The organism is Mycetocola sp. CAN_C7 (assembly GCF_015752285.1).
GTDB lineage: Bacteria > Actinomycetota > Actinomycetes > Actinomycetales > Microbacteriaceae > Mycetocola_A.
The window spans coordinates 494,366-514,881 of record NZ_JADOUY010000002.1 but is presented as its reverse complement, the minus strand read 5'-3'; the positions used below and the strand labels follow the sequence as shown (position 1 = coordinate 514,881).

At 65.9% G+C, this 20,516-nt stretch carries 21 protein-coding genes; 12 read left to right on the top strand and 9 right to left on the bottom strand.

The features are described from left to right. Window positions 1-12: 12 nt before the first annotated feature. On the bottom strand, window positions 13-654 hold the full coding sequence (locus tag IWX78_RS06130) for a hypothetical protein (RefSeq protein ID WP_196832604.1): 642 nt from the start codon (window positions 652-654) through the stop codon (window positions 13-15). Between the two features lie 96 nt (window positions 655-750). Between IWX78_RS06130 and IWX78_RS06125 the strand changes: the two genes are divergently transcribed. Together IWX78_RS06125 and IWX78_RS06120 are read left to right on the top strand one after the other, a co-directional pair. Next, complete coding sequence (locus tag IWX78_RS06125; RefSeq protein WP_196832603.1) at window positions 751-1,362, top strand: TetR/AcrR family transcriptional regulator; 612 nt, start codon at window positions 751-753, stop codon at window positions 1,360-1,362. A 196-nt stretch (window positions 1,363-1,558) separates the two neighbouring features. Continuing rightward, complete coding sequence (locus IWX78_RS06120; RefSeq protein ID WP_196832750.1) at window positions 1,559-1,939, top strand: YchJ family protein; 381 nt, start codon at window positions 1,559-1,561, stop codon at window positions 1,937-1,939. 22 nt (window positions 1,940-1,961) lie between these two features. Here the strand turns inward: IWX78_RS06120 and IWX78_RS06115 are convergent, their stop codons facing one another. Continuing rightward, a complete protein-coding gene (locus IWX78_RS06115; protein WP_196832602.1) occupies window positions 1,962-2,678 on the bottom strand; it encodes a trimeric intracellular cation channel family protein in 717 nt (238 codons plus the stop codon). 96 nt (window positions 2,679-2,774) lie between these two features. Here IWX78_RS06115 and IWX78_RS06110 point away from each other — a divergent pair, with 96 nt between their 5' ends. The 3 genes from IWX78_RS06110 (at window position 2,775) to IWX78_RS06100 (ending at window position 5,725) form a co-directional block, all read left to right on the top strand. Continuing rightward, complete coding sequence (locus IWX78_RS06110; RefSeq protein WP_196832601.1) at window positions 2,775-3,812, top strand: zinc-binding dehydrogenase; 1,038 nt, start codon at window positions 2,775-2,777, stop codon at window positions 3,810-3,812. A 30-nt stretch (window positions 3,813-3,842) separates the two neighbouring features. Then, window positions 3,843-5,045: a glycoside hydrolase family 3 protein gene (locus IWX78_RS06105; protein WP_196832600.1), complete on the top strand. Its 1,203-nt coding sequence runs from the start codon at window positions 3,843-3,845 to the stop codon at window positions 5,043-5,045. Window positions 5,046-5,161: 116 nt separating this feature from the next. Next, window positions 5,162-5,725: a YceI family protein gene (locus IWX78_RS06100; RefSeq protein WP_196832599.1), complete on the top strand. Its 564-nt coding sequence runs from the start codon at window positions 5,162-5,164 to the stop codon at window positions 5,723-5,725. A gap of 37 nt (window positions 5,726-5,762) precedes the next feature. On the opposite strand, the gene IWX78_RS06095 is transcribed toward IWX78_RS06100, so the two are convergent. Both IWX78_RS06095 and IWX78_RS06090 read right to left on the bottom strand, forming a co-directional pair. After that, on the bottom strand, window positions 5,763-6,812 hold the full coding sequence (locus IWX78_RS06095) for an FUSC family protein (RefSeq protein WP_196832749.1): 1,050 nt from the start codon (window positions 6,810-6,812) through the stop codon (window positions 5,763-5,765). A gap of 28 nt (window positions 6,813-6,840) precedes the next feature. After that, on the bottom strand, window positions 6,841-7,977 hold the full coding sequence (locus IWX78_RS06090) for a winged helix DNA-binding domain-containing protein (protein WP_196832598.1): 1,137 nt from the start codon (window positions 7,975-7,977) through the stop codon (window positions 6,841-6,843). A gap of 91 nt (window positions 7,978-8,068) precedes the next feature. Here IWX78_RS06090 and IWX78_RS06085 point away from each other — a divergent pair, with 91 nt between their 5' ends. After that, window positions 8,069-8,836, top strand: a complete 768-nt coding sequence (locus IWX78_RS06085) for an SOS response-associated peptidase (RefSeq protein WP_196832597.1) — start codon at window positions 8,069-8,071, stop codon at window positions 8,834-8,836. Window positions 8,837-8,838: 2 nt separating this feature from the next. Here IWX78_RS06085 and IWX78_RS06080 read toward each other — a convergent pair whose 3' ends face one another. The 4 genes from IWX78_RS06080 to IWX78_RS06065 are packed head-to-tail and all read right to left on the bottom strand — an operon-like array spanning window position 8,839 to window position 11,965. Beyond that, a complete protein-coding gene (locus IWX78_RS06080) occupies window positions 8,839-9,885 on the bottom strand; it encodes an App1 family protein (RefSeq protein ID WP_196832596.1) in 1,047 nt (348 codons plus the stop codon). Window positions 9,886-9,908: 23 nt separating this feature from the next. Then, window positions 9,909-10,598 carry a DedA family protein gene (locus IWX78_RS06075; RefSeq protein WP_196832595.1) on the bottom strand — a complete coding sequence of 230 codons (690 nt, stop codon included), beginning with the start codon at window positions 10,596-10,598 and terminating at the stop codon, window positions 9,909-9,911. A 19-nt stretch (window positions 10,599-10,617) separates the two neighbouring features. After that, a complete protein-coding gene (locus IWX78_RS06070) occupies window positions 10,618-11,556 on the bottom strand; it encodes a M56 family metallopeptidase (RefSeq protein WP_196832748.1) in 939 nt (312 codons plus the stop codon). Between the two features lie 28 nt (window positions 11,557-11,584). After that, on the bottom strand, window positions 11,585-11,965 hold the full coding sequence (locus IWX78_RS06065) for a BlaI/MecI/CopY family transcriptional regulator (RefSeq protein WP_196832594.1): 381 nt from the start codon (window positions 11,963-11,965) through the stop codon (window positions 11,585-11,587). A 130-nt stretch (window positions 11,966-12,095) separates the two neighbouring features. Between IWX78_RS06065 and IWX78_RS06060 the strand changes: the two genes are divergently transcribed. Genes IWX78_RS06060 through IWX78_RS06040 form a run of 5 tightly spaced genes read left to right on the top strand, consistent with a single transcriptional unit; the run spans window position 12,096 to window position 18,561 of the window. Next, window positions 12,096-13,508: a cytochrome ubiquinol oxidase subunit I gene (locus tag IWX78_RS06060; protein ID WP_196832593.1), complete on the top strand. Its 1,413-nt coding sequence runs from the start codon at window positions 12,096-12,098 to the stop codon at window positions 13,506-13,508. A gap of 9 nt (window positions 13,509-13,517) precedes the next feature. Continuing rightward, window positions 13,518-14,531: a cytochrome d ubiquinol oxidase subunit II gene (gene cydB, locus IWX78_RS06055; RefSeq protein ID WP_196832592.1), complete on the top strand. Its 1,014-nt coding sequence runs from the start codon at window positions 13,518-13,520 to the stop codon at window positions 14,529-14,531. Window positions 14,532-14,540: 9 nt separating this feature from the next. After that, window positions 14,541-16,196 carry a thiol reductant ABC exporter subunit CydD gene (gene cydD, locus IWX78_RS06050; protein WP_196832591.1) on the top strand — a complete coding sequence of 552 codons (1,656 nt, stop codon included), beginning with the start codon at window positions 14,541-14,543 and terminating at the stop codon, window positions 16,194-16,196. Continuing rightward, window positions 16,196-17,896, top strand: a complete 1,701-nt coding sequence (cydC, locus tag IWX78_RS06045; RefSeq protein WP_196832747.1) for a thiol reductant ABC exporter subunit CydC — start codon at window positions 16,196-16,198, stop codon at window positions 17,894-17,896. Before cydD ends, cydC begins: the two co-directional genes overlap by 1 nt. 38 nt (window positions 17,897-17,934) lie before the next feature. Beyond that, the gene (locus IWX78_RS06040; protein ID WP_196832590.1) at window positions 17,935-18,561 is read left to right on the top strand and encodes a TetR/AcrR family transcriptional regulator; all 627 of its coding nucleotides are present in this window, start codon (window positions 17,935-17,937) and stop codon (window positions 18,559-18,561) included. Between the two features lie 10 nt (window positions 18,562-18,571). On the opposite strand, the gene IWX78_RS06035 is transcribed toward IWX78_RS06040, so the two are convergent. Next, window positions 18,572-19,027 (bottom strand): nitroreductase/quinone reductase family protein, encoded by a 456-nt coding sequence (locus tag IWX78_RS06035; protein ID WP_196832589.1) that lies wholly within the window; start codon window positions 19,025-19,027, stop codon window positions 18,572-18,574. Window positions 19,028-19,084: 57 nt separating this feature from the next. On the opposite strand from IWX78_RS06035, the gene IWX78_RS06030 reads away from it, so the two are divergent. Further along, entirely contained in the window at window positions 19,085-20,470 is a 1,386-nt protein-coding gene (locus IWX78_RS06030; RefSeq protein ID WP_334684583.1) for an anthranilate synthase component I family protein, read from the top strand. Window positions 20,471-20,516: the final 46 nt, after the last annotated feature.

Sequence of the window (20,516 nt, the reverse complement as noted above, 5' to 3'; positions counted from 1 at the left end):
CCTTTCGTTGGTTCAGCTCGCGAGTTCGTCGATCCAGCTCGATCGCATCCGCAAGGCTCGTTCGGTGCGGCCGATGACGGCCGCCAGCCCGATGAGCAGGTTGACCTGGAGCGGAAGTCGGACGGGAGAGGTGAAGGTTCCGATCGATTCGGCGATGGGCGGGATGTGAGAGATCGATTCGATGATCTGCGGCACAGTGACACTCAGGCCGACGAGCACGAGCGTCGTCGAGACGACGCCGATGAGCCGGCTCAGACCGGGATGTCTGTGGTGCAGTCGGGCGCGGCGCCCTTCTACAGAGGCGGGGTCGGGACTCAGTTGCATCGCACTGCCGTCTGCGTGCACAAAGTGGCAGCGTTTGAGTCCGAAGCCGTTGATGCCGACCTCGATGTGACCGCCGTGCACCGGGAAGCGGGTCGGCATCTTCGAGTACGAGCGCAGTGATCCGTTCACGAAGAGACGCGCCCGTACCTCGCCGTCAGTCATGTCGCCGGCATGACGAACATCCACCGTGTAGGCGGATGCTGTGCCATCGGGAGCCGGGAGTGTGATCGTGCGTAACGACCGCCCGAACGTCTGCCACCAGCGGAAGCGCTGCAGCGGTTCGCCGGATCCGGTACGCACCAGGCGGTTGCGCCCATGTTTGATTCCCATCTTCTCCACCTCGACGTCAAACTAGTACAGCGTGATAGGTGCTGAGAGGGCTAAGCTAGCACACTGTGATAGCTACTTGTCACGAGAAGGGCTGACATGAGCGTTAAATCGAAGGACCCGGGAACGCGCGACAAGATCCTGATTGCTGCGGCGACCATGCTCGGTGAGAACCCGACCGCCCGCTTGAGTGTTCGGGCGGTCGCCGCTCGCGCCCACGTAAGCACGGGCTCGCTGCGGCACTTCTTTCCCACGCAGCGTGCCCTCATCGACACTGTCGTCGCCGGGATATACGACGTCGAAATTCCTGACGATCCCATCCACGATCACGCACTGGCGCCGACCGAACGCCTTATCGCGTGCTTGCGACTGATCCTCGCGCAAGTGGGTGCCGGCGGCCGTGCCCGAGAGCAATGGGGCGCTCTGTACGAGACGTACGTGGCATCCACACCTTCCGACGACGAGGCGGCCACCTACCTCGCGCTCGAGCGGATGGGTCGCCACCGCGTCGAGCGGTGGTTGACCACGCTCATCGAGGAAGGCGCGATTCCCGCGGGCGAGGTCGAGCAGCGGGCGCGGTTCCTCGCGACGGTTATCAGCGGGCTCATGACGGAGCGCGCTCTGCCCGCCGAGGCGGTGCGGGTCGAGACCGAGACGGAGACGCTCCGCCTCGCCGTCCACGCCGTCACGACGGCATGGAGCGCGGCATGAATCATCTCCACTCTGAGGCTGCACTGCAGGTCGTTCCGCTCTGGCTCATCGCCCGAACCGACGATCGTGTTCCGCTCAACAGGAACCACTGAACCCGACGCACGTTCGACAGGCGATTGTGCGCTCTTTTGAGAGTCGGCACCTGTCGAGCGTGCGCGCCCCGGTGACGCATAATGGCGGTGTGCCACCTGCTGCGATCGCCGACCCGGACCGATGCCCCTGCCTCAGCGGGGAGACTTACGGCAACTGCTGCGCCCCCCTCCACCGCAGTGATATGACGGCCCCGACGGCCGAGCGCCTCATGCGATCTCGGTTCACGGCGTTCGCGGTGAACGACGCCGGCTATCTGCTCGACTCCTGGCATCCGACAACCCGTCCGGCCACTCTGGAACTCGACCCTGACCTCGTCTGGTACCGACTCGACATCCTCTCGACGAACGGGGGCGGCCCGCTCGGGGTCGACGGGACCGTCGAGTTTCGTGCGTACTACCGCTCAGCCGATGGGCGAGGCGACCAGCATGAGGTCAGCCGGTTCGTGCGCGAACGACAGTCCTGGTTCTACCTCGGCGCCGTCTGATCGTCGCCCAGCTGAGAGACCGTCACGCCGGCGGGTCGACGTGTGACTCACCGGTACCTGCCCGGCGGCGGAATCGCCGACGCATGTCACTCAGCAGGCGCGGACGGGGGATCCGAACCTCAGTGGGAAGGGTCCAGCCGAACCGCCTGGCGAGCAGCGAGAGCAGCGCCCCGCTCGCAAGTGCCACAGCCGAGCCGAGAGTCGGCATCCCGAGCGAACTGAGCAGGACCATCGCGACGCTCGAGACCAGGGCACTGGTCGCGTAGAGGGTGTTTCCACCGAAGATACGCGGGATCCTCAGCAGCATGACGTCGCGGACGGCACCTCCACCGACCGCGGTCACGATGCCCATGGCTACAGCCGCGAGCCATCCCAGCCCGGCGTCGAGAGATTTCTGCGCACCGACCGCTGCCCAGCACCCGATCGCGAGCGCATCGATGAGGATCAGGGATCGCTGTGACCATCGCCCACGGAACGGAACGAAGAAGGCGATGACGGCGCCGGCGATGGCCAGGGCGAGATACGCGGGGTCGGTGAGCGCAACGGGGGTGCCCTGCTGCAGCAGAGTGTCACGGATGAGGCCACCGCCGAGCCCGCTCATCACCGCGAGAATCACGAATCCGACGATGTCGAGGCGGGCAGACCGTGCGGCGATCCCACCGAGAATGGCGTTCGTCAGCACACCGGCGAGGTCGACGAATCGGAGGATCTGGCTGAAGGTCTCTGCCGTCTGGTCCATTGCCGCTCCTGGGTGTCACACGGTTCGACCTACCACCGTTCGCGCCTCCCAGCGTATCGGAGGCGATGCGCCGACATGCTGGGGGATACTGGGCTGATGCGTGCCGTCCTCTACGAGTCCTTTGGCTCGGTTCCCCGTATCGCCGACGTACCCCGCCCTGACCCGGGGAACGGCGGAGTGCTGATCCAGGTGCTCGCCACCGGGTTGTGCCGCAGCGACGTTCATGCCTGGGCCGGCCACGACTCCGGCATTCGACTCCCACACGTTCCCGGGCACGAGCTCGTCGGCCGGATCCACGAGATCGGCGCAGGGGTCAGCGGGCTTCGTATCGGTCAGCGGGTCACCGTCCCGTTCGTCTGCGCTTGTGGAAACTGCCCGGAGTGCGAGAGCGGGAACGGGCAGGTCTGCCGCAACCAGACCCAACCCGGGTTCACTCACTGGGGGTCCTTCGCCGAGTACGTCGCCATCCGCAACGCCGTCGTCAACGTCATCCCGGTTCCCGATGCCCTCGATGCCGGCGCGGCTGCCATCCTCGGCTGCCGGTTCGCCACCTCGTTCCGTGGCCTCGTCGGCCAGGCGAAGGTCCGTGAAGACGAATGGGTCGTCGTCGTCGGTTGCGGGGGAGTCGGTCTCAGCGCGGTGATGATCGCGACGGCGCTCGGCGCGCGGGTCATCGGAGTCGACATCGATCCCACCGCTCTCGAATTGGCGACGGCGGCTGGAGCCGCGCACGTCATCGATTCCAGCCGGCTGAGCGACGCCGACGTGGTCGACGCCGTTCGCGATCTCGCCTCCGGTGGCGCCGCCGTTTCGGTCGAGGCGCTCGGTCGTGAGAGCACGACGGCGATCGCGATCCGCTCACTCGCCCGACGCGGGCGGCACGTGCAGATCGGCCTGTTCACCGGGAACCCGCGGGTCCCGATGAGCGAGATCATCGCAGGCGAACTCACCGTGCTCGGAAGTCACGGTATGGATGCGCGCCACTACCCAGCGATGCTCGACATCGTCGCGTCGGGGCGCCTGCGTCCTGAAGAGCTCATCACCCGCCGAATTCCGCTCGACGATGCCCCGGCAGCGATGATCGATCTGGCCAACGGGCGTGGGGGCGCCGGAGTGACACTGATCGTTCCCTGAGCGCAGGCGCCCGCGACGTAGGCTGGACGGATGACCCGAAACCGTTTCGCCCCGAGACGTCTGCTGATGTCTGTGGCGACTCTCGCGCTCGCGACGATGGTTCTTTCCGGGTGTACCACGCCCCGAAGCACCTCCACACCGACACCGGTGCCGACGCCGACCCAGGAGACAGCGATGCCTGCACCGACGCCAGCAGAGGCGGCCGCCCGGACCGAACTCGAGTCGATGACGCGCGAGGAGAAAATCGCCAGCCTCCTCATGCTTCACATTCCCGGCACCGATGCCACGGCCATGCGCACGTTCGTCGACACCTACCAGCCGGGTGGGTTGATCTTCATGGGCGACAACATCGCCGGCGGTGCAGAGGACACCGCAGCTCTCGCCCACGCCGCGAGTCCCGACGCCCGTTTTCCGCTGCTCATCGGGATCGATCAGGAAGGCGGAGACGTCCGACGCATCCGTTCGGACGACTGGCCGTCGTCGCTGACTCTCAAGAGCCGCCCGGTCGAGGAGACGGAGCGTGCGTTCGGCCTGAGAGCTCGCCTGCTCGCCCAGTCGGGGATCTCGGTGAACTTCGGCATCGTGGCCGACGTCACCGACGACCCCGGTTCGTTCATCTTCCGTCGCGCGCTCGGCACCACGCCCGAAGCCGCCGGTGAACGGGTCGCCGCTGCGGTGGACGGCGAGAAGCGCATGATCCTGTCGACACTCAAGCACTTCCCTGGGCACGGGGCTGCTCCAGGAGACTCGCACACAACCGTTCCAGCGACGGCGGAGTCGCTGGAGGAATGGTCAGGAACGGATGCCGTGCCGTTCGCGGCTGGAATCGCCGCAGGCGCTCCGATCGTGATGTTCGGTCACCTGGCGTATACGGCGGTCGACGACCAGCCGGCATCGCTGTCGCCGACCTGGCACATCATCCTTCGCGACACCCTCGGTTTCGATGGAATCACGATCACCGACGACATGCTCATGCTGCGCAACACCGGTCTCGCCGAATACCAGGACCCGTCCGAGAACGCGATCCGTGCGCTGGCAGCAGGCACTACCATGCTTCTCTTCGTGCTGGGCTCGTCACCGGCGGTCGACGGTGTCGATCCCACGCAGCTGGTCGCCGACATCGGTGCCGCCGTCGAGAGTGGACGCATCACCGAGGAGCAGGTGGACGAGGCCGCACTCAAGCTTCTCGTCGCCCGCAACGAGGCGGCCAGGCGAAGCCAACCGTTCAACTGACGGCCATCGTCGACCCGGCGTTCAGAATGCGGGAATAGAATTCCTGGAACATGCGTTTGCATGTATCACGGCGCACGAGCGCCGATCTCTGACCTGCCCCAGAAGGAGCACACTCTATGAGCACTCTGACCGCGACATCGATCCCCGGCTACAAAGCAGGAACCTGGACCGTCGACCCCACCCACAGCGAGGTCGGCTTCAGCATCCGCCACATCATGATCAGCAAGGTGAAAGGCACGTTCGAGAAGTTCTCGGCCACATTCGTCACCGGTGAGAACCCGCTCGACTCCAGCGTCACGGCATCCGCCGAGGTCGCCTCGATCAACACCAACGAGGCCAACCGCGACGGTCACCTCCGCACCGGAGACTTCTTCGACGCTCCCACGTACCCCACCATCGACTTCGTGTCGACCGGTGTCCGCCAGGAAGGCGACGACTTCAAGGTCGATGGCAACCTCACCATCAAGGGCGTCACCAAGGCCGTCACCTTCGACTTCGAGTTCGGCGGCTTCGGCCAGGACCCGTACGGCAACTACAAGGGTGGAGCAACGGCCAAGGCCGTCATCAACCGCGAAGACTTCGGCCTGAACTACAACGCCGCCCTCGAGACCGGCGGCGTGCTGCTCGGTGACAAGGTCACCATCACGCTCGAACTGCAGGCGGTCTACTCGGGCGAGTAAGAGCCGGCACCACGACATCGAGAGATCGTCGGAGACCTCAGTCTCCGACGATCTCTTCGTGTATGCGGCGCAGGTCCTCCATCAGCGATCCGATGAGGAGCCAGTGTTCCGGGTGCGGACGGGCGATCGTCAGCGGGGCGGTCAGCACCGGGATCTCTGCGGTCCGAAGCGGCTCAGCACCGGGAACCTCGGCGTGGTCTCCGAACGGAGTCCGGGGGAGCAGCCGCAGATCATGGGCAGCGCGACCCAGCTCGGAAGCTATCGAATGCAGAGCCGGTTCCTCGTGGAGTGACGGGTCGTAGTGGTCATGCAGAGCCCGAGTCATCCCGATCACCCGGGTGACGATGGGCGAGAGCCGCGCGAGCAACTGTGAGGTGTGCTCGAGGCGTCTGCGGTGGGCGCTCTGCCGCGGATTGAGGGTGAGAGATTCTTCGCCCTGTCGTACGGATGCCTCCGCTGACTCCCGCATCGGACGGAGCAATCGTGCTTCGATCATGAGTCCGTCCAGCTGCTGACGGGACTGCCGTGTCGTGAGAGACCTCGCGAGCCGCTCGAGGCTGGCGGCGAGTTCCTGCGCAAGCAGGTTGACGTCACGTTCCGCTGGAGCCAGAACAACCGGAGGCACGATGAGCACGTTGACGATGACGCCAAGCGCAGCTCCGATCAGGGTCTCGATGATCCGGTCGATGGCGTAACCGGGTGTGGCCGCCCCGATCGCCAGCACGAGCATGGCGCTGATCGGAATCTGATTCGCCGAGCCCGGGGTCAACCGGAACAGCCAGCCGAAGAAGATCGAGACGACGATCGCAAGCAGGATCACCCAGGACTGGTTGTTGAAGACCAGGCCGATCAGGGAGGCGATCAGGACGCCGGCGATGACCCCGACGCTGCGTTCGATGGCTTTGCCGAACGACTGGTTCACGCTCGGCTGGACGACGAGAAGAGCGGCGATCGCCGCGAAGATCGGTAATTCAGACGGCAAAACCAGGACGGCGACGAACCATGCGGCGACGGTGGCGACCGAGGTCTTCACCACCTGCAGCAACGGCACGCGGCTGGGCGCACGGAGCGAAGCCGGCAGTCGCAGTTCGCGGAGGCGTCTCACGCGTGCAACGCTACAGCGTGGCGGATGCTCCCGTGCCGTCAGCGGTACCTGGCGCGTCGATGAGGATCCGCTTTCCCCGAAATCGGCCGTAGCGGTCGAGGGCGCGCTCGAGGGCCGCACGATGCCCGGTGCCGAGCGGCCAAAAGGGCTCCACGCCGATCCGGATCGTCGACGCCGTCTCACGTCTGGACCACGTTCCGGCAACCCGGCCGCCGAGAACGATGCTTGACCGGAACACCCCGTTGTTGCCGGGGACGATGGCCTGGGAGTTTTCGGCGGCCAGGGTCGCGCTGCGGTCGGTGTAGCCGAGCAGGTGTTCGTCGAACCCGGGAAGGACGTGAACATCGCGAGGCCCAGGTGCGGCAGCTGAATTGCCCAGAAGGGCCGGGTCGGCGAGATACACCGTCGAGTTCCTGGGGATGCGAGCGAGGTGACGGTCGACCCGACCGATGGCGGCGCGCACGTCGCGGAGCGTGAGATTCGCCCACCAGGCGAAATCCGCTTCGGTCGCCGGCCCGTGGCTGACGAAGTACCGCAGGGCCAGATCGGCGATGGCCTTGTCGCGATCCGGTGGTGGCCCGATCGGTGGTGCCCACTGATCGAGGACCACGAATGCCTGTTCGCGCCCGGAGAACGGTCCGAGGCAGATCAGTCCGGCGTGAGCGATCGCCCCGATGAGGTGGCTGCCGCGCTGCCCGGACGTCGTCTGGCCGACCGACTCGAACACGGCAAACAGCTCTTTGCGTACTCTCGGGCCGACCTGAAGCGCAGCGAGAGCTGCTTCTGTGGCCACGGCGACATCCGCCTCAGTGATGCCGAGCTCGGAGCGTCGTGTGGCTAATGACGTCGCGAGTCGGCTCCGCGACAGCGGGAGGATCAGGCGAAGGTCAGCAGGCGTTGTGACGTGCAGCGTGCCGCGCATGGGCCAGCTGCGCACGATCTCGCCGCGGTCGAATGCCGCTTTCACCCCGGTCTCGGTGATCCCCGGGCTACGCAGCCCGATGGACCAGAGCACGCCGGGCAGGTCCTGGCCCTGCATCGCCACCAGATGCCGCACAGTCTCGAGAGGGCTTCGCGGCTCCGGACGATGGACCCCTTGTGCGAGCAGCCGAAGACGGGCGATGTCGATGGAGCGCTGCCCTGCCATGGTGCCAGTCTGCCGTGAACGACCGACAGCGCGATGTCACCTGCCGAATTCTTTTCCTGACGATGTCTGCCGTCTGCGGCAGGATGAGGGTATGTGCGGACGATTTGCGATGGACAAGGAAACCGACGACCTCATCCGGGAGTTCATGGCAGAGACGGGTGGGGAAGCATCCGAATGGACGCCGTCCTGGAACGTGGCCCCGACCGACCAGGTGCCGGTGGTGCGTGAGCACGATGGGGTCCGGCGGATCGACTCGGTTCGGTGGGGCATCGTGTCGCCGAGGTCACCGACGTTCGGAGGCGGAAAACCGATCATCAATGCGCGAATCGAGACCGTCACGAGCAACGGTCTCTTCAAGGGTGCGTTCACGTCATCACGGTGCATCGTCAGCGCCGCCGGCTATTACGAGTGGCAGCGCACCGAGCAGGGGAAGCAGCCGTACTTCATCCACCATCCCGATGCCGACATCGCCATGGCCGGCATCGTGCGGGCGTGGGCAGACCCGTCCATGGGCGCTGACGACCCTGGGCGGTGGCGCCTGTCGATGGCGATCATCACGCGCGACGCCCATGTTGCGCCGGGTGAGGTGCACGACCGCATGCCGGCGTGCCTCGCCCCCGACGTCTTCGACAGCTGGCTCGGCTCCGATCTGTCACCGGGCGATGCGCTCGACCTGCTCGACTCGTCGTCGTTCGAGGTCGCCCACGACTTCGCCTTCTACCCGGTCTCGAAGTCCGTCAACAGCGTGAAGAACAACGGGCCACAGCTTCTCGACTCGATCGACCTGGGTCAGCAGAAGCCGGGCACGCTTGACTTCGGCTCACTCGACCCGTCCGGCCGGGGCTCGTCCCTCGGTTGAGGTCAGGCCAGCCCGAGCGCCTCGAGTTGTTCCAACAGACCGGCGCCGTCGGCGGCATAGATCCACGGGGCGGTCTCACGACCGTGGTTTTCAGCCTTCGAGCGACCACCGGCGAGCACCGCTTCACCCGGTGACAGCTGGCGGATCGCCACAGCGGCGACCCGGTCGGGAAACTCGTCGGCGTATTCGCCGTAGATCTCCTCGTCGTGCTGACCGTCATCGCCCACGAGAATCCATCGCACATCGGGGAACTCAGCGGCCAGTCGGCGGAGATTGTCCGCCTTGTGCTTGCGCCCGCTCCGGAAGAGGCGGTCATGAGTCGGCCCCCAGTCGGTGAGCAGCAGGGCTCCGGCGGGGTAGAGATGACGAGAGAGGAAACGCGAGAGAGTCGGAGCGACATTCCAGGCACCGGTCGACAGGTAGATCATGGGCGAGCCCGGATGCTTCCTCGCGAGTCGCTCGAGCAGCACCGCCATACCGGGAACCGGAGTCCTGGCGTGCTCGTCGAGAACGAAGGTGTTCCACGCCGCGAGAAAGGGGCGGGGGAGCAGGGTGACCATCACGGTGTCGTCGATGTCGGAGAGCATGCCGACCGTGACGGCGGGGTCAGCGATGAAGATGTTCGACACCACCGGCCGTGAGTTTTCGCTCTGCAGGGTGATCTGCTGCCAGCCGGGCTCCAGCGCCACGGAGATGTCCGCATCGATGACACCACCGCGGTCCGCCTTCACGACGTGGGTTTCACCGCCGACCGTGACCGAGACGTCTGCACTCACGACGGGGATGCTCGTGAAACTGCGCCAGCCACGCACCCGCTGTACGGGGGCGGCCGCAGGCGTGGCATCCGGGCGGGTGAGGAGAACGCGGGCAAGAACGCGGACGAGCGTGGTGGAGCCGTAACCGGTATACGGGATGACAGTCGGGATCATGCCACGCTTGCGGCCACGTCGAGCGCGCCAGTCGAGGAACGCGTCGTCGATCCGTGCGGCGCGATGCAGTGTGAGGGCCTTTTTTGACGCTCCTGGGCCCGGTTGCTCGCGAGTTCGCATGCCGACAGTCTGGCATGCTCACATCACCGCGACGGCATCCCGTCATCGTCGACGGTGTTCGCGTCGCCATCCCCGGCCTGATTCATGTGGCGTTCCTGAGTGCGGTTCAGCACCTTTTTGACGATGAAAATGACGACCAGGAACGCTGCGATGATTCCCACGAAGATGTATCCGGCATAGTGCAGGCGGTCAGCGAGTTCCCGGTAGGTTCCCGCCGCGGCCGAGCCGACCGAGACGTAGGTGATGGCCCAGAGAAGGCAGGCCGGGACGGTCCAGGAGATGAACTTGCGGTAGCTCATGGTGCTCATGCCGACCGTCAGGGGGATCAGGGAATGTAGGACCGGCAGAAACCGTGAGATGAAGACCGCGATGCCTCCGCGGCGATCAAGGTAGTTCTCGGCCCGCTGCCAGTGCCTGTCGCCGATCTTTCGACCGAGCCTGCTGCCGCGGATGCGTGGTCCGAAGAATCGTCCGAGTGCGAATCCGATGCTTTCGCCGACCAGCGCGCCGACGACGACGACGATCACGAGTGAGACGAACTCGACAGGGCCGTCCACGGCGGTACTCGCCACGATGACGACGGTGTCTCCCGGGACGATCAGCCCGACGAGGACGGATGTCTCGAGCATGATGGCGATCCCGGCCAGTGCCGTTCGAAGAACGGGGTCGACACTCTGAACGAGGTCAAGGATCCAGCTCAATATCTCGTTCACCAGACACAGCCTAGGCGAATCAGATGAGGACCAACAGCACGGTCGGTGCGAGCAGCAGGAGCGTCGCCGCGGCGAAGACAGAGGCTCGCGCAGCCGCGGAAAGCGGTTCCTGGTGGTCGACCAGGCGCTTGACACGTTGACTGGCGAATCCGGTTGCCGTGTCTCCGGCGTGGAGCCCCTCGAGGGTGGAGCCTTCCGGGCGGTCGGCGCCCTCGGATGCCACGAGCGCGATCGCGGTGGCGAGGGTAGCGTCACCGACGACCCGTCTGGCCTGATCGTCCGCGAGCATTTCGACGAGGAGCCCGACGGCGGTTTCTGCACGGTTCGCGATCGGGAACCACGGCAGGGCGGTGTGCCAAGACTTGAACGCCACGAGGACGAGGTGGTGACGCTGGCGGAGGTGCGCGCGTTCGTGGGCGATGACGGCCTGCAGTTGATCGGCGTCGAGCAGCGTGACGAGCCCTTCGGAGAGAACGGTCACCGAGCGCGACATCCCTGGCAGGCAGTAGGCGACCGGTGCCGGATGATCGAGTACCCGGGTGCCCGGCCGGTCAGGCATGGGTGCGCTGAGCAGGTTGATGAGGGAGAGGTGTCTCGAGCGCTGGCGTTCTGTCCGCACCAGTGTGAGGCCGAGGTTGAGGAGGAGGTGGCCGGCCAGGAGCACGGCGAGACACAGCGCGAAGATGTGCGCCAGATTCGCAGCAGGTGGCAGGGTGCCGGCGAAGAAGTAGTGGACGAGCTGCGAGAGCCCCTCGAAGATCGTCGAGCCGAACGGGATGAGGCCGTAGGTGACGAGCGAGCCGATCATCGACAGCCCTCCCGCAAGTGCGACTGCTTGCCAGAGCACCAGTGCGGTGCCAGGCGCACGACTCGGCCAGCTCGCCCTGGCCACGACCAGGGGTACGGGCCATGCCAGGAGCACGGCGAGGGCGGCAAGCGCCACCGAGGCGAACAACATCACTCTCGGAGCCTACCGGGGTGTTCGATCAGCGTTCGTTCGGCGACATCGAGCCAAGCAGGGTACGCAGCGTCTCGGCTTCTGCCGGCGTGACCTGGCCGATGAACCGTGCCAGGGCGGCGTCTCGGTCGGGGGCTGTGCCGAGGACCTCGTGCATCAGGCCGGCGGTGTGATCGGCCCGCGTGGTGACGGAGCGATAGAGGTGCGGTCTGCTGGCACGGTCTCGCGAGACGAACCCCTTGGTCTCGAGCCGCGAGAGAACAGTGAGAACCGTCGTCACGGCGACGTCACGGGCCGAGCCGTCTTCTGCGGCGTCAAGGCGGTCCCTGAGATCGTTTGCGCTCACGGCTTCGTCTGTGTTCCACAGCACGTCCATCACTGCGCGTTCGAGTTCTCCGAGAGTTGCCATATGACGAGAATACCGCGATGTCGAAGTAATTTCTACGAAAGGTAGAAAAACGTTCTACAGAGCGTAGAAATGCGCCGTAGACTCGGTGGCAGACGCTTCTACACGCTGTAGAAATCCGTCGGGAGGTGACGTGAACGAGCTACTCGACCCGCTGCTGCTCTCTCGCTGGCAGTTCGGACTGACGACGATCTACCATTTTCTTTTCGTACCGATCACGATCGGGATGGCGCTCACCGTGGCGATTTTCCAGACCGCCTGGGTTCGGACAGGAAAGCCCCACTACCTCCAGCTCACCCATTTCTTTGGCAAGATCTTCCTCATCAACTTTGCGATGGGCGTTGTCACCGGGATCGTCCAGGAGTTCCAGTTCGGCATGAACTGGTCCGACTACTCCCGCTTCGTCGGTGATGTCTTCGGCGCTCCCCTCGCGTTCGAGGGGCTGCTCGCCTTCTTCCTCGAGGCGACCTTCATCGGTCTGTGGATCTTCGGTTGGAACAAGTTGCCGGAGAAGCTGCACCTCGCGACGATCTGGGTCGTGGCGACCGGCAGCATCCTCTCGGCCTACTTCATCATCGCGGCGAACGCGTTCATGCAGAACCCGGTGGCGTTTCGAATCAATGAGGAGAAGGGCCGCGCCGAGCTGACCAGCATCGTCGAACTTCTCACGAACCCGGTCGCTCTCGCCGCGTTCCCGCATACGATCTTCGCCTGCTTCATGGTGTCGTCTGGCCTCATCATCACCGTCGCGGCCTGGCACCTGTCACGCAACCAGCACCTCGAGACCATGCGGCCTGCGCTCAAATTCGGTCTGTGGGGCATGATCGTCTCCGGCGGGCTCACCGTGCTCGCCGGTGACCAGTTGAGCCTCGCCATGGTCGCGACCCAGCCGATGAAGATGGCGGCGGCTGAGGCGATGTACGACACGGCAAGTGGTGCGGATGCTTCGTTCTCGATCTTCACGCTCGGCACCCCTGACGGCGTGCACGAGCTGTTCTCCATCCGGATCCCATACCTGTTGTCGTTCCTCTCCACTCACACCTTCGACGGGACCGTCGAAGGCATCAACAACCTGCAGGAGCAATACGTCACGCTGTACGGTCCAGGCGACTACACCCCGATCGTCTGGGTGACCTACTGGTCGTTCCGTTGGATGATCGGTCTAGGACTGCTGCACATCTTCGTCGCGGTCGTCGGTCTCTGGCTCACCCGCAAAGGCCGCATGCCGACGAACAAGTGGATCTGGAAAGCAGCCGTCTGGTCGTTCCCGCTGTCGCTCGGAGCGATGATCGTCGGTTGGATCTTCACCGAGATGGGCAGGCAACCCTGGCTCGTGTTCGGCCTGCTGAAGACGGAGGACGGGGTGTCACCGGGAGTCACCGGCGTCGAAGTCCTGATCTCACTCGTCGTCTTCACGCTCCTCTACGGCTCGCTCGCCGTCGTCGAGTTCGGCCTCATCAAGAAAGCCGCGCAGAAGGGTCCGGACGACGTGCCCGAGACCGACGAAGAAACCGGCAAGCCCCTCGTCCACTCGACGGTCTATTAGGAGTCCGACATGGATCTCGCAGTCCTCTGGTTCTTTCTCATCGCCTTCCTCTTCGTCGGCTACTTCGTTCTCGACGGGTTCGATTTCGGCGTCGGCATGAGCCTGCCGTTCCTGTCGAAGGACGACACAGACCGGCGCGTGCTCATCAACACGATCGGTCCGGTGTGGGATCTCAACGAGACCTGGCTGATCGTCGCGGGTGCCTCACTGTTCGCGGCGTTCCCCGAGTGGTACGCCACGCTGTTCAGCGGCTTCTACCTGCCACTCCTGCTGATCCTGGTCGCGTTGATCATCCGGGGGGTGTCGTTCGAGTACCGGCACCAGCGCCCGGAACGCACCTGGAAGCTCCGCTTCGACCGGATGATCGTGATCGGCTCAGCCGTGCCCGCTCTGCTCTGGGGCGTCGCGTTCGCGAACATCGTTCAGGGTGTCCCGCTCGACGAGGGACACAACTACATCGGAACGTTCTTCGACCTGCTCAACCCTTACGCTCTCCTCGGCGGGGTGACGACCCTGCTGCTCTTCTTCACCCACGGCGCTCTTTTCGTCGCCCTCAAGACCGACGGTGAGATCCGTGAAAGGGCACGGCTGCTCGCGTTCCGCGCCGGGCTGATCACAGTCGTCGTCGCAGCCGGGTTCCTGGCCTGGACGGTCCTCGCGTTCGGCACCGTACCCGCTGCGGTTCTCGCCGTTCTGGCCGCCGTCGCCCTCGTGGCATCCGTTCTCGCGAACATGCGGGGGAGAGAGGGGATCGCTTTCGGGCTCATGGCTGCGACCATCGCCTTCGCCGTCCTGACCTTGTTCGCGGCGCTCTTTCCCGGAGTCATGCCAGCGAGCAACGATCCAGCGAACAGCCTCACAATCGCCAACGCCTCGTCGAGCCCGTACACGCTCGAGGTGATGAGCTGGACAGCGCTGGTCTTCCTGCCGCTGATCCTCGCCTATCAGGGCTGGACCTACTGGATCTTCCGCAAGCGGATTACCCGCAGCACCGTCGAGGTCGGCGCCGGTGCCGCGCACTAGCCTGTAAACGTGCGCCCCCTCGACCCACGCCTCCTTCGTTACGCGGTCAGTGCGCGGTGGTTGCTCGCCGGCGGCCTCGCCGTCGGAGTCGCGACGACAGTGACCATTGTGACCTTCGCCTGGCTGCTGACCGCCTGCATCACCGGGGCGGTCGCCGGCGACAGTCTCGAATCGCTCCTGCCACAGGTCGGAGCCCTTGCGGTCGTCGGAGCCGTGAGGGCCGCGCTGCTCTACGCCCAGGATCTTCTCTCCGCCCACGGTGCCGCCCGGGTGAAGAGCGAGCTCAGGGTGCGCGTACTCGCGGCGGTACGGCGGCTCGGGCCCGCGTGGCTGTCGACGTCGAGCGACGGCAGGGTGACAACTCTTCTCGGCCGGGGCATGGATGCGCTCGACGACTATTTTGCGAAGTATCTTCCGCAACTCCTGCTGACCGTCGTCGTCACTCCGGTGATCGTGGCGATCATCTTCTTCCAGGACCTCGTCTCAGCGATCTTCATCCTCGTGACACTTCCTCTCATCCCGGTCTTCATGGTTCTCATCGGGTGGGCGACCCAGTCTGTGCAGCGGCGCCAGTGGGACGTGCTCGGGAACTTGTCCACGAACTTCATCGACATGCTCGGGGGTCTCGCGACGCTCAAGATCTTCGGCAGACAGCACCGCCAGATCGAACGGATGCGATCAATCACTCGGGACTACCGGGTCGAGACCATGCGCGTGCTGCGGGTGGCCTTCCTCTCGGGCTTCGTACTCGAACTCGCGGCCAGCCTGTCGGTAGCGCTCGTGGCGGTCTCGGTCGGACTTCGACTCGTCGATGGCTCGATGGATCTGTCCGTTGGACTGTTCGTTCTGCTCCTGGCACCCGAAGCATTTCTGCCGCTGCGGCAGGTCGGCGCCAACTTCCACGCGGCCGCAGAGGGAGTCGCAGCGGCCGAGGATGCGTTCTCGATCCTCGACGAGGACCGGCAGGCAGAGTTCGACGAGGTGGCTCCTGTCGCCTCCCGGGCTCCTGCCGACGGGGGTGGGACGCTCACGCTTGAGCGGGTCGGCGTCGACTACGGCAGTGGTCCCGTCCTTGAGCCGGTGTCCGGGTCGTTCACACCGGGCACTGTCACCGTTCTCACCGGGCCGAGCGGAGCAGGCAAGTCGACTCTCCTTGCGGCAATGACCGGATTCGCGCGGCACGAGGGTTCGATCACGCTGGGCGGCGGTCTGATCGATTCGAGGAGTACAGAACGGCCGTGGCTCGCCTGGACCGGGCAGCGCCCATCGCTCGTCTCCGGGACAGTGGCAAGCAACGTCTCACTCGGCTCCGGAGAGCCGCAACCCGAGCTGATCAGGCGTGCGCTCGACCTGGCCGCTGCGCACGACGTTTCCGCTGACGCCGTGGTCGGTCCAGGAGGGGCGGGGCTCTCCGGAGGCCAGGCGCAGCGGGTTGCTGTTGCCCGTGCGATTCATCGCACCCTCGAGCGTGGATGCCAGGTTCTCCTGCTCGACGAACCGAGCTCGGCGCTCGACCATGACACCGAGCGACGGCTCCTCTCCGGTTTGCGCCTGCTGGCCGACGACGGTGTCACGGTGCTCATTGTGAGCCATCGGGTGGCAATCATTTCCGCAGCGGATGCGGTCGTCCCGGTCGTTCCGATCCGACAGACGGTCAGGTCGTGATGCGGGTGCAGTCAGGTGCCCGAGCGGTCCTGCGCACGGCCCAGCCCCGGACAGCGAGCTGGTTCGCTGGTATGGCCTTCGGCATCCTCGCGGCGTTCTCGACGGTCGCTCTGCTGGCGACAAGCGCGTTCCTCATCACCCGCGCAGCCGAACAACCACCGATCCTCTTCCTGTCGATGGCCGTGGTCGGGGTGAGGGCGTTCGCTCTCGGACGCGCGGTGTTCCGGTACCTCGAACGGCTCGCCAGTCACGACGCCGCCTTCCGCCAGCTGGAAGTCGTGAGGGTCGACCTGCTGCGCCGCCTGATCCCGCTCGCCCCTGACGGGCTGGGGCGCCGCCGACGCGGCTCGCTGCTCTCGGCCCTCGTGTCCGACGTCGACGAGCTTCAGAACCTCCCGCTCCGGGTCGTGCAGCCCCTCGTCACGTCTCTCGGTATTGCGGCGATCGCCGTCTGGGCTGTTGCCCTGTTGTCTCCGGCAGCGGCCGGTGGACTGGCGCTCTGCCTGATCGCCGCGTTCGTGCTGGGGACCCTTGCGTCGTCGTCGGTGGCGGCATCAGCAGAGCGATCGATCGCCCCACATCGATCGGCACTCGCAGACGCACTGCTCGACTATCTCGGCGGCCTGGATGTGCTCATCGCCTACGGTGCCGAACCGGAAGCGCGGGCGCGGGTGATCGCCGCAGACAGAGCACTCACCCGCGCGCTGACACGACGAGCAGGGGGAGCAGGTCTCGCAGCCGCTGTTCTCTCCCTGTTTTCCGGCTTGGCCGTCGTGTGGGCGCTCATTGCCGGAATCCCGGCAGTCGGCGTGGCCGGGGGTATCTCAGGGCCGGCTCTCGCGGTGATCGCCCTGGTTCCCCTCGCCGTCTTCGAGATTCTCGCGGCCGTCCCCCTCGCCGTGGGGGCCTGGCGCCAGGTGAAATCGAGTGCATCACGGGTCTCAGATGTTGCTCCCTCGATCGCGCCGCCCGAGGTACCAGCAGACACCGGCGACCAGGTCGTGCGCCCTGACTCGGCCGCCCCGGTCATCCAGCTTCGCGACGTGGCTGTGCGCTGGCCCGGACGGCCTGATCCGGCCCTTGTCGTGCCGAGGCTTCGGGTGCAGCGCGGAGAGCGGATCCTGGTCGAGGGACCGAGCGGGTCAGGCAAGACGACATTCGCTCACCTGCTCGTCCGTTTCCTCGACCACGACGGTCTCTACGAGCTGAGCGGCCAGGACGTCAGGCGAGTCGGCAGTGACGCCGTGCGGATGGCGGTCGGACTGTGCGAGCAGACCCCGTACTTGTTCGACGAAAGCGTGAGGCAGAACCTGCTGTTCGCGCGGGATACGGCCACTGACGACGAGCTGCTCGACGTACTCGAACGGGTCGGTCTGGCTGACTGGCTGGAATCGAGGGGCGGGCTCGACGCCCGCGTGGGCGAGCGAGGGGCGCTGGTCTCCGGGGGCCAGGCCCAGCGGATCGCTCTGGCCAGGGCGCTCCTGCACGATTTTCCTGTTCTCGTGTTCGACGAGCCGACGGCGAATGTGGAGGCCGATCTCGCCGATACTCTGCTGCGCGACCTGCTGCGAGCCGGCGGGCGTGAGGAACGGACAATCGTCCTCATCTCCCACGCAGACGTCCCTCCCGGGCTGGTGGATCGACGCCTGCGCGTGAGGGACGGCATCCTCACCGAATCGGCCCGCCGATCGGCAGAGTGATTTCTCCGCCAGTGCAGCCGGGTGCGGTAGAAAGAAGGATGACAATCGACACGGAGCGCCCGGACGGTCTGAGGGCCCGCAAGCGAGCGGCAACCCGATCGTCGATCGAACATGCGGCGGTCGCGCTAGGCCTGGAACTCGGCTACGAGAACGTCACTGTTGAGATGATCTGCGACGCGACGGGGGTGTCGCCGAGGACGTTCTTCAATTACTTCGGCGTGAAGGAACATGCGTTCCTCGGCGCGGCACCCGCGCCGTTGACCGAGTCCGCGACCCTCAGGTTCATCGAGGGCGGAGGCGAGGACGTCGTGGGCGAACTCGCTGCCCTCATCGCTGCTCCGTTTCTGGACATCCCACAGGATGCCGCTCTGCTGCGATCCCGGTTTCGCCTGGTCACCCGTACGCCGGAACTTCTCGGGCGGCAACTGGAATGGATGACCGCTCAGGAGCGGAACCTGGCCGATCTCGTCGTCGACCGGTTCCGGGCGGCGGGGCGGCCGACGGACGGGCTGCGCGATGAAGCCGAGATGGTTGTCGCCCTGGCATACACCGTGATCCGATTCGCTCTGCAGCGGACGTACGCCGAGTTCTCCGAGAACTCCGATGTGAGCCTGTGGCTTGCCCGCGCGCGAGAACTGCTCAGGGTGGCAGCGGGTCGGTCATGACTGTGACGACTCAGTCGGTCTCACGAACGACGGGGTCGCAGATCACCACCGGGATGTCGCGGTCTGTCCTCCGCTGGTACCCGGCATATCCCGGGTAGGCGGCGACGATCTGCGGCCAGAGCTGCGCCTTCTCTTCCGCCGACGCGGTCCGCGTGGTGAACAGACGGGTCGAGCCACGGATCGTCAACTCGACCTCGGGGGAGGCGCAGAGGTTCGAGTACCACGCAGGGTTCCTGTCGTCACCGCCCTTCGACGCAACGAGAACGTACCTGCCGTCCTTCTGCACGGGCGACGTGAGCATCGTCGAACGGCGGACGCCCGTCGAGCGTCCTGTCGTATGCAGTTCGACGACGACGAGGCGTCCGATCTGCCAGCCGAGCCGGCCGCGGCTGACGACCAGGATCGCTCGATGCACCGCGTTCATGGCGCGCATGCCGGTATCGGTCATCACTGTGATCAGGCCCATGAGCGCACTGTACCCACCGGGGCTGGGCAGATGCCCGCGCGATCTACACTGGACGACGTGGATGCCAGCGTGCCGTCGAGGAGACTGACGGCGTGGGTGGACCCGCAATCCGCGTTCCTCGCGCTCTTTGCCGAGTCGGACCGCGCGTTCTGGCTCGACAGCGGCGTCGCGGCGACATCCGGGTTCAGCTACCTGGGCGATGGAGTCGATCTGCTTACGGCATCCGTCGACGACCTGACCGTCGGCTTCTCCCGGAGCGGCGGGTCGGCGAGCCGTTCGCCCGGCACCATCTTCGATGCGCTCCGCCAGGAGATCGCCGGCCAACAGGCGCGGGTGCCTGCCGGCCAGTTCTCACCGGGTTGGGTGGGGTGGATCGGGTACGAAGCCGGCGCCAGGTCGACGGGGACCCCGTCGCATCCGTCCCGGTACCCGGACGCCGCGTTCATCCGGCCGGCCAGGATGCTCGTGTTCGACCACGCCGCCCGCACCGTCACTGCACTCGAAACAGCGCACAGCAGCCCTGGCCCCTCGGTTTCCCGGCCGTTCGGCTGGCTGTCGGCGCTGGCCGGCCTGCCCGACCCTGACGACGGTGCCGCCCGGCTGCCGGAGAAGCACGTCGCCCGGTGGCGTCATTCGCCGACCGACTATGCGACGCTCATCGACGAGGCTCAGGCCGAGATCCGCGCCGGCAACGCGTACCAGCTGTGCCTCACCAACGAGGTCGTCGTCGACGGCGAATTCGACCCGGTCGAGGTGTACCTCCGGCTGCGGCAGGCGAGCCCCAGTCACCACGGCGGCCTTCTCCGCTGCGACGGCGTCGCCCTGGTGAGTTCGTCGCCAGAGCAGTTCCTCACGGTCAGCCCTGACGGCGCCGTCACCACGCGGCCGATCAAGGGGACCAGGCCTCGCGGATCGACACCCGAGGCGGACTCGGCGCTGGAGGCGGAGCTGCTCGGTAGTGAGAAGGAGCGCGCCGAGAACCTCATGATCGTCGACCTGATGCGAAACGATCTCGGCCGCGTCGCCGTGACCGGGAGTGTCAGTGTCACACAGCTCCTCGCGGTCGAGAGCTATGCACAGGTCCACCAGCTGGTCAGCACGGTGACCGCTTCACTGGCTCCCGGTATCAGCGGGGTGGATGCCGTCGAATCCGCATTCCCGGCAGGGTCGATGACCGGGGCGCCCAAGCTCTCGGCGATGACCATCCTCGATCGCCTCGAGGCCGGCCCGCGCGGCGTGTATTCGGGGGCGTTCGGCTACCTCGGTGCTGACGGCGCCGTCGATCTCGCCATGGTCATCCGCAGCATCCTGATCGACGGGACGGGAGCATCCGTCGGCACGGGCGGAGGCATCACTGCTCTCTCGGTTGCCGCGGAAGAGATCGAGGAAACGCGGATCAAGGCGGCCGCACTTCTCGCCGCGCTGGGCGTCGTGGAACAGTGAGTAGGCTAGATCCTTGGACCTCGGGTGGCTCGGAAAGCGCCCCACC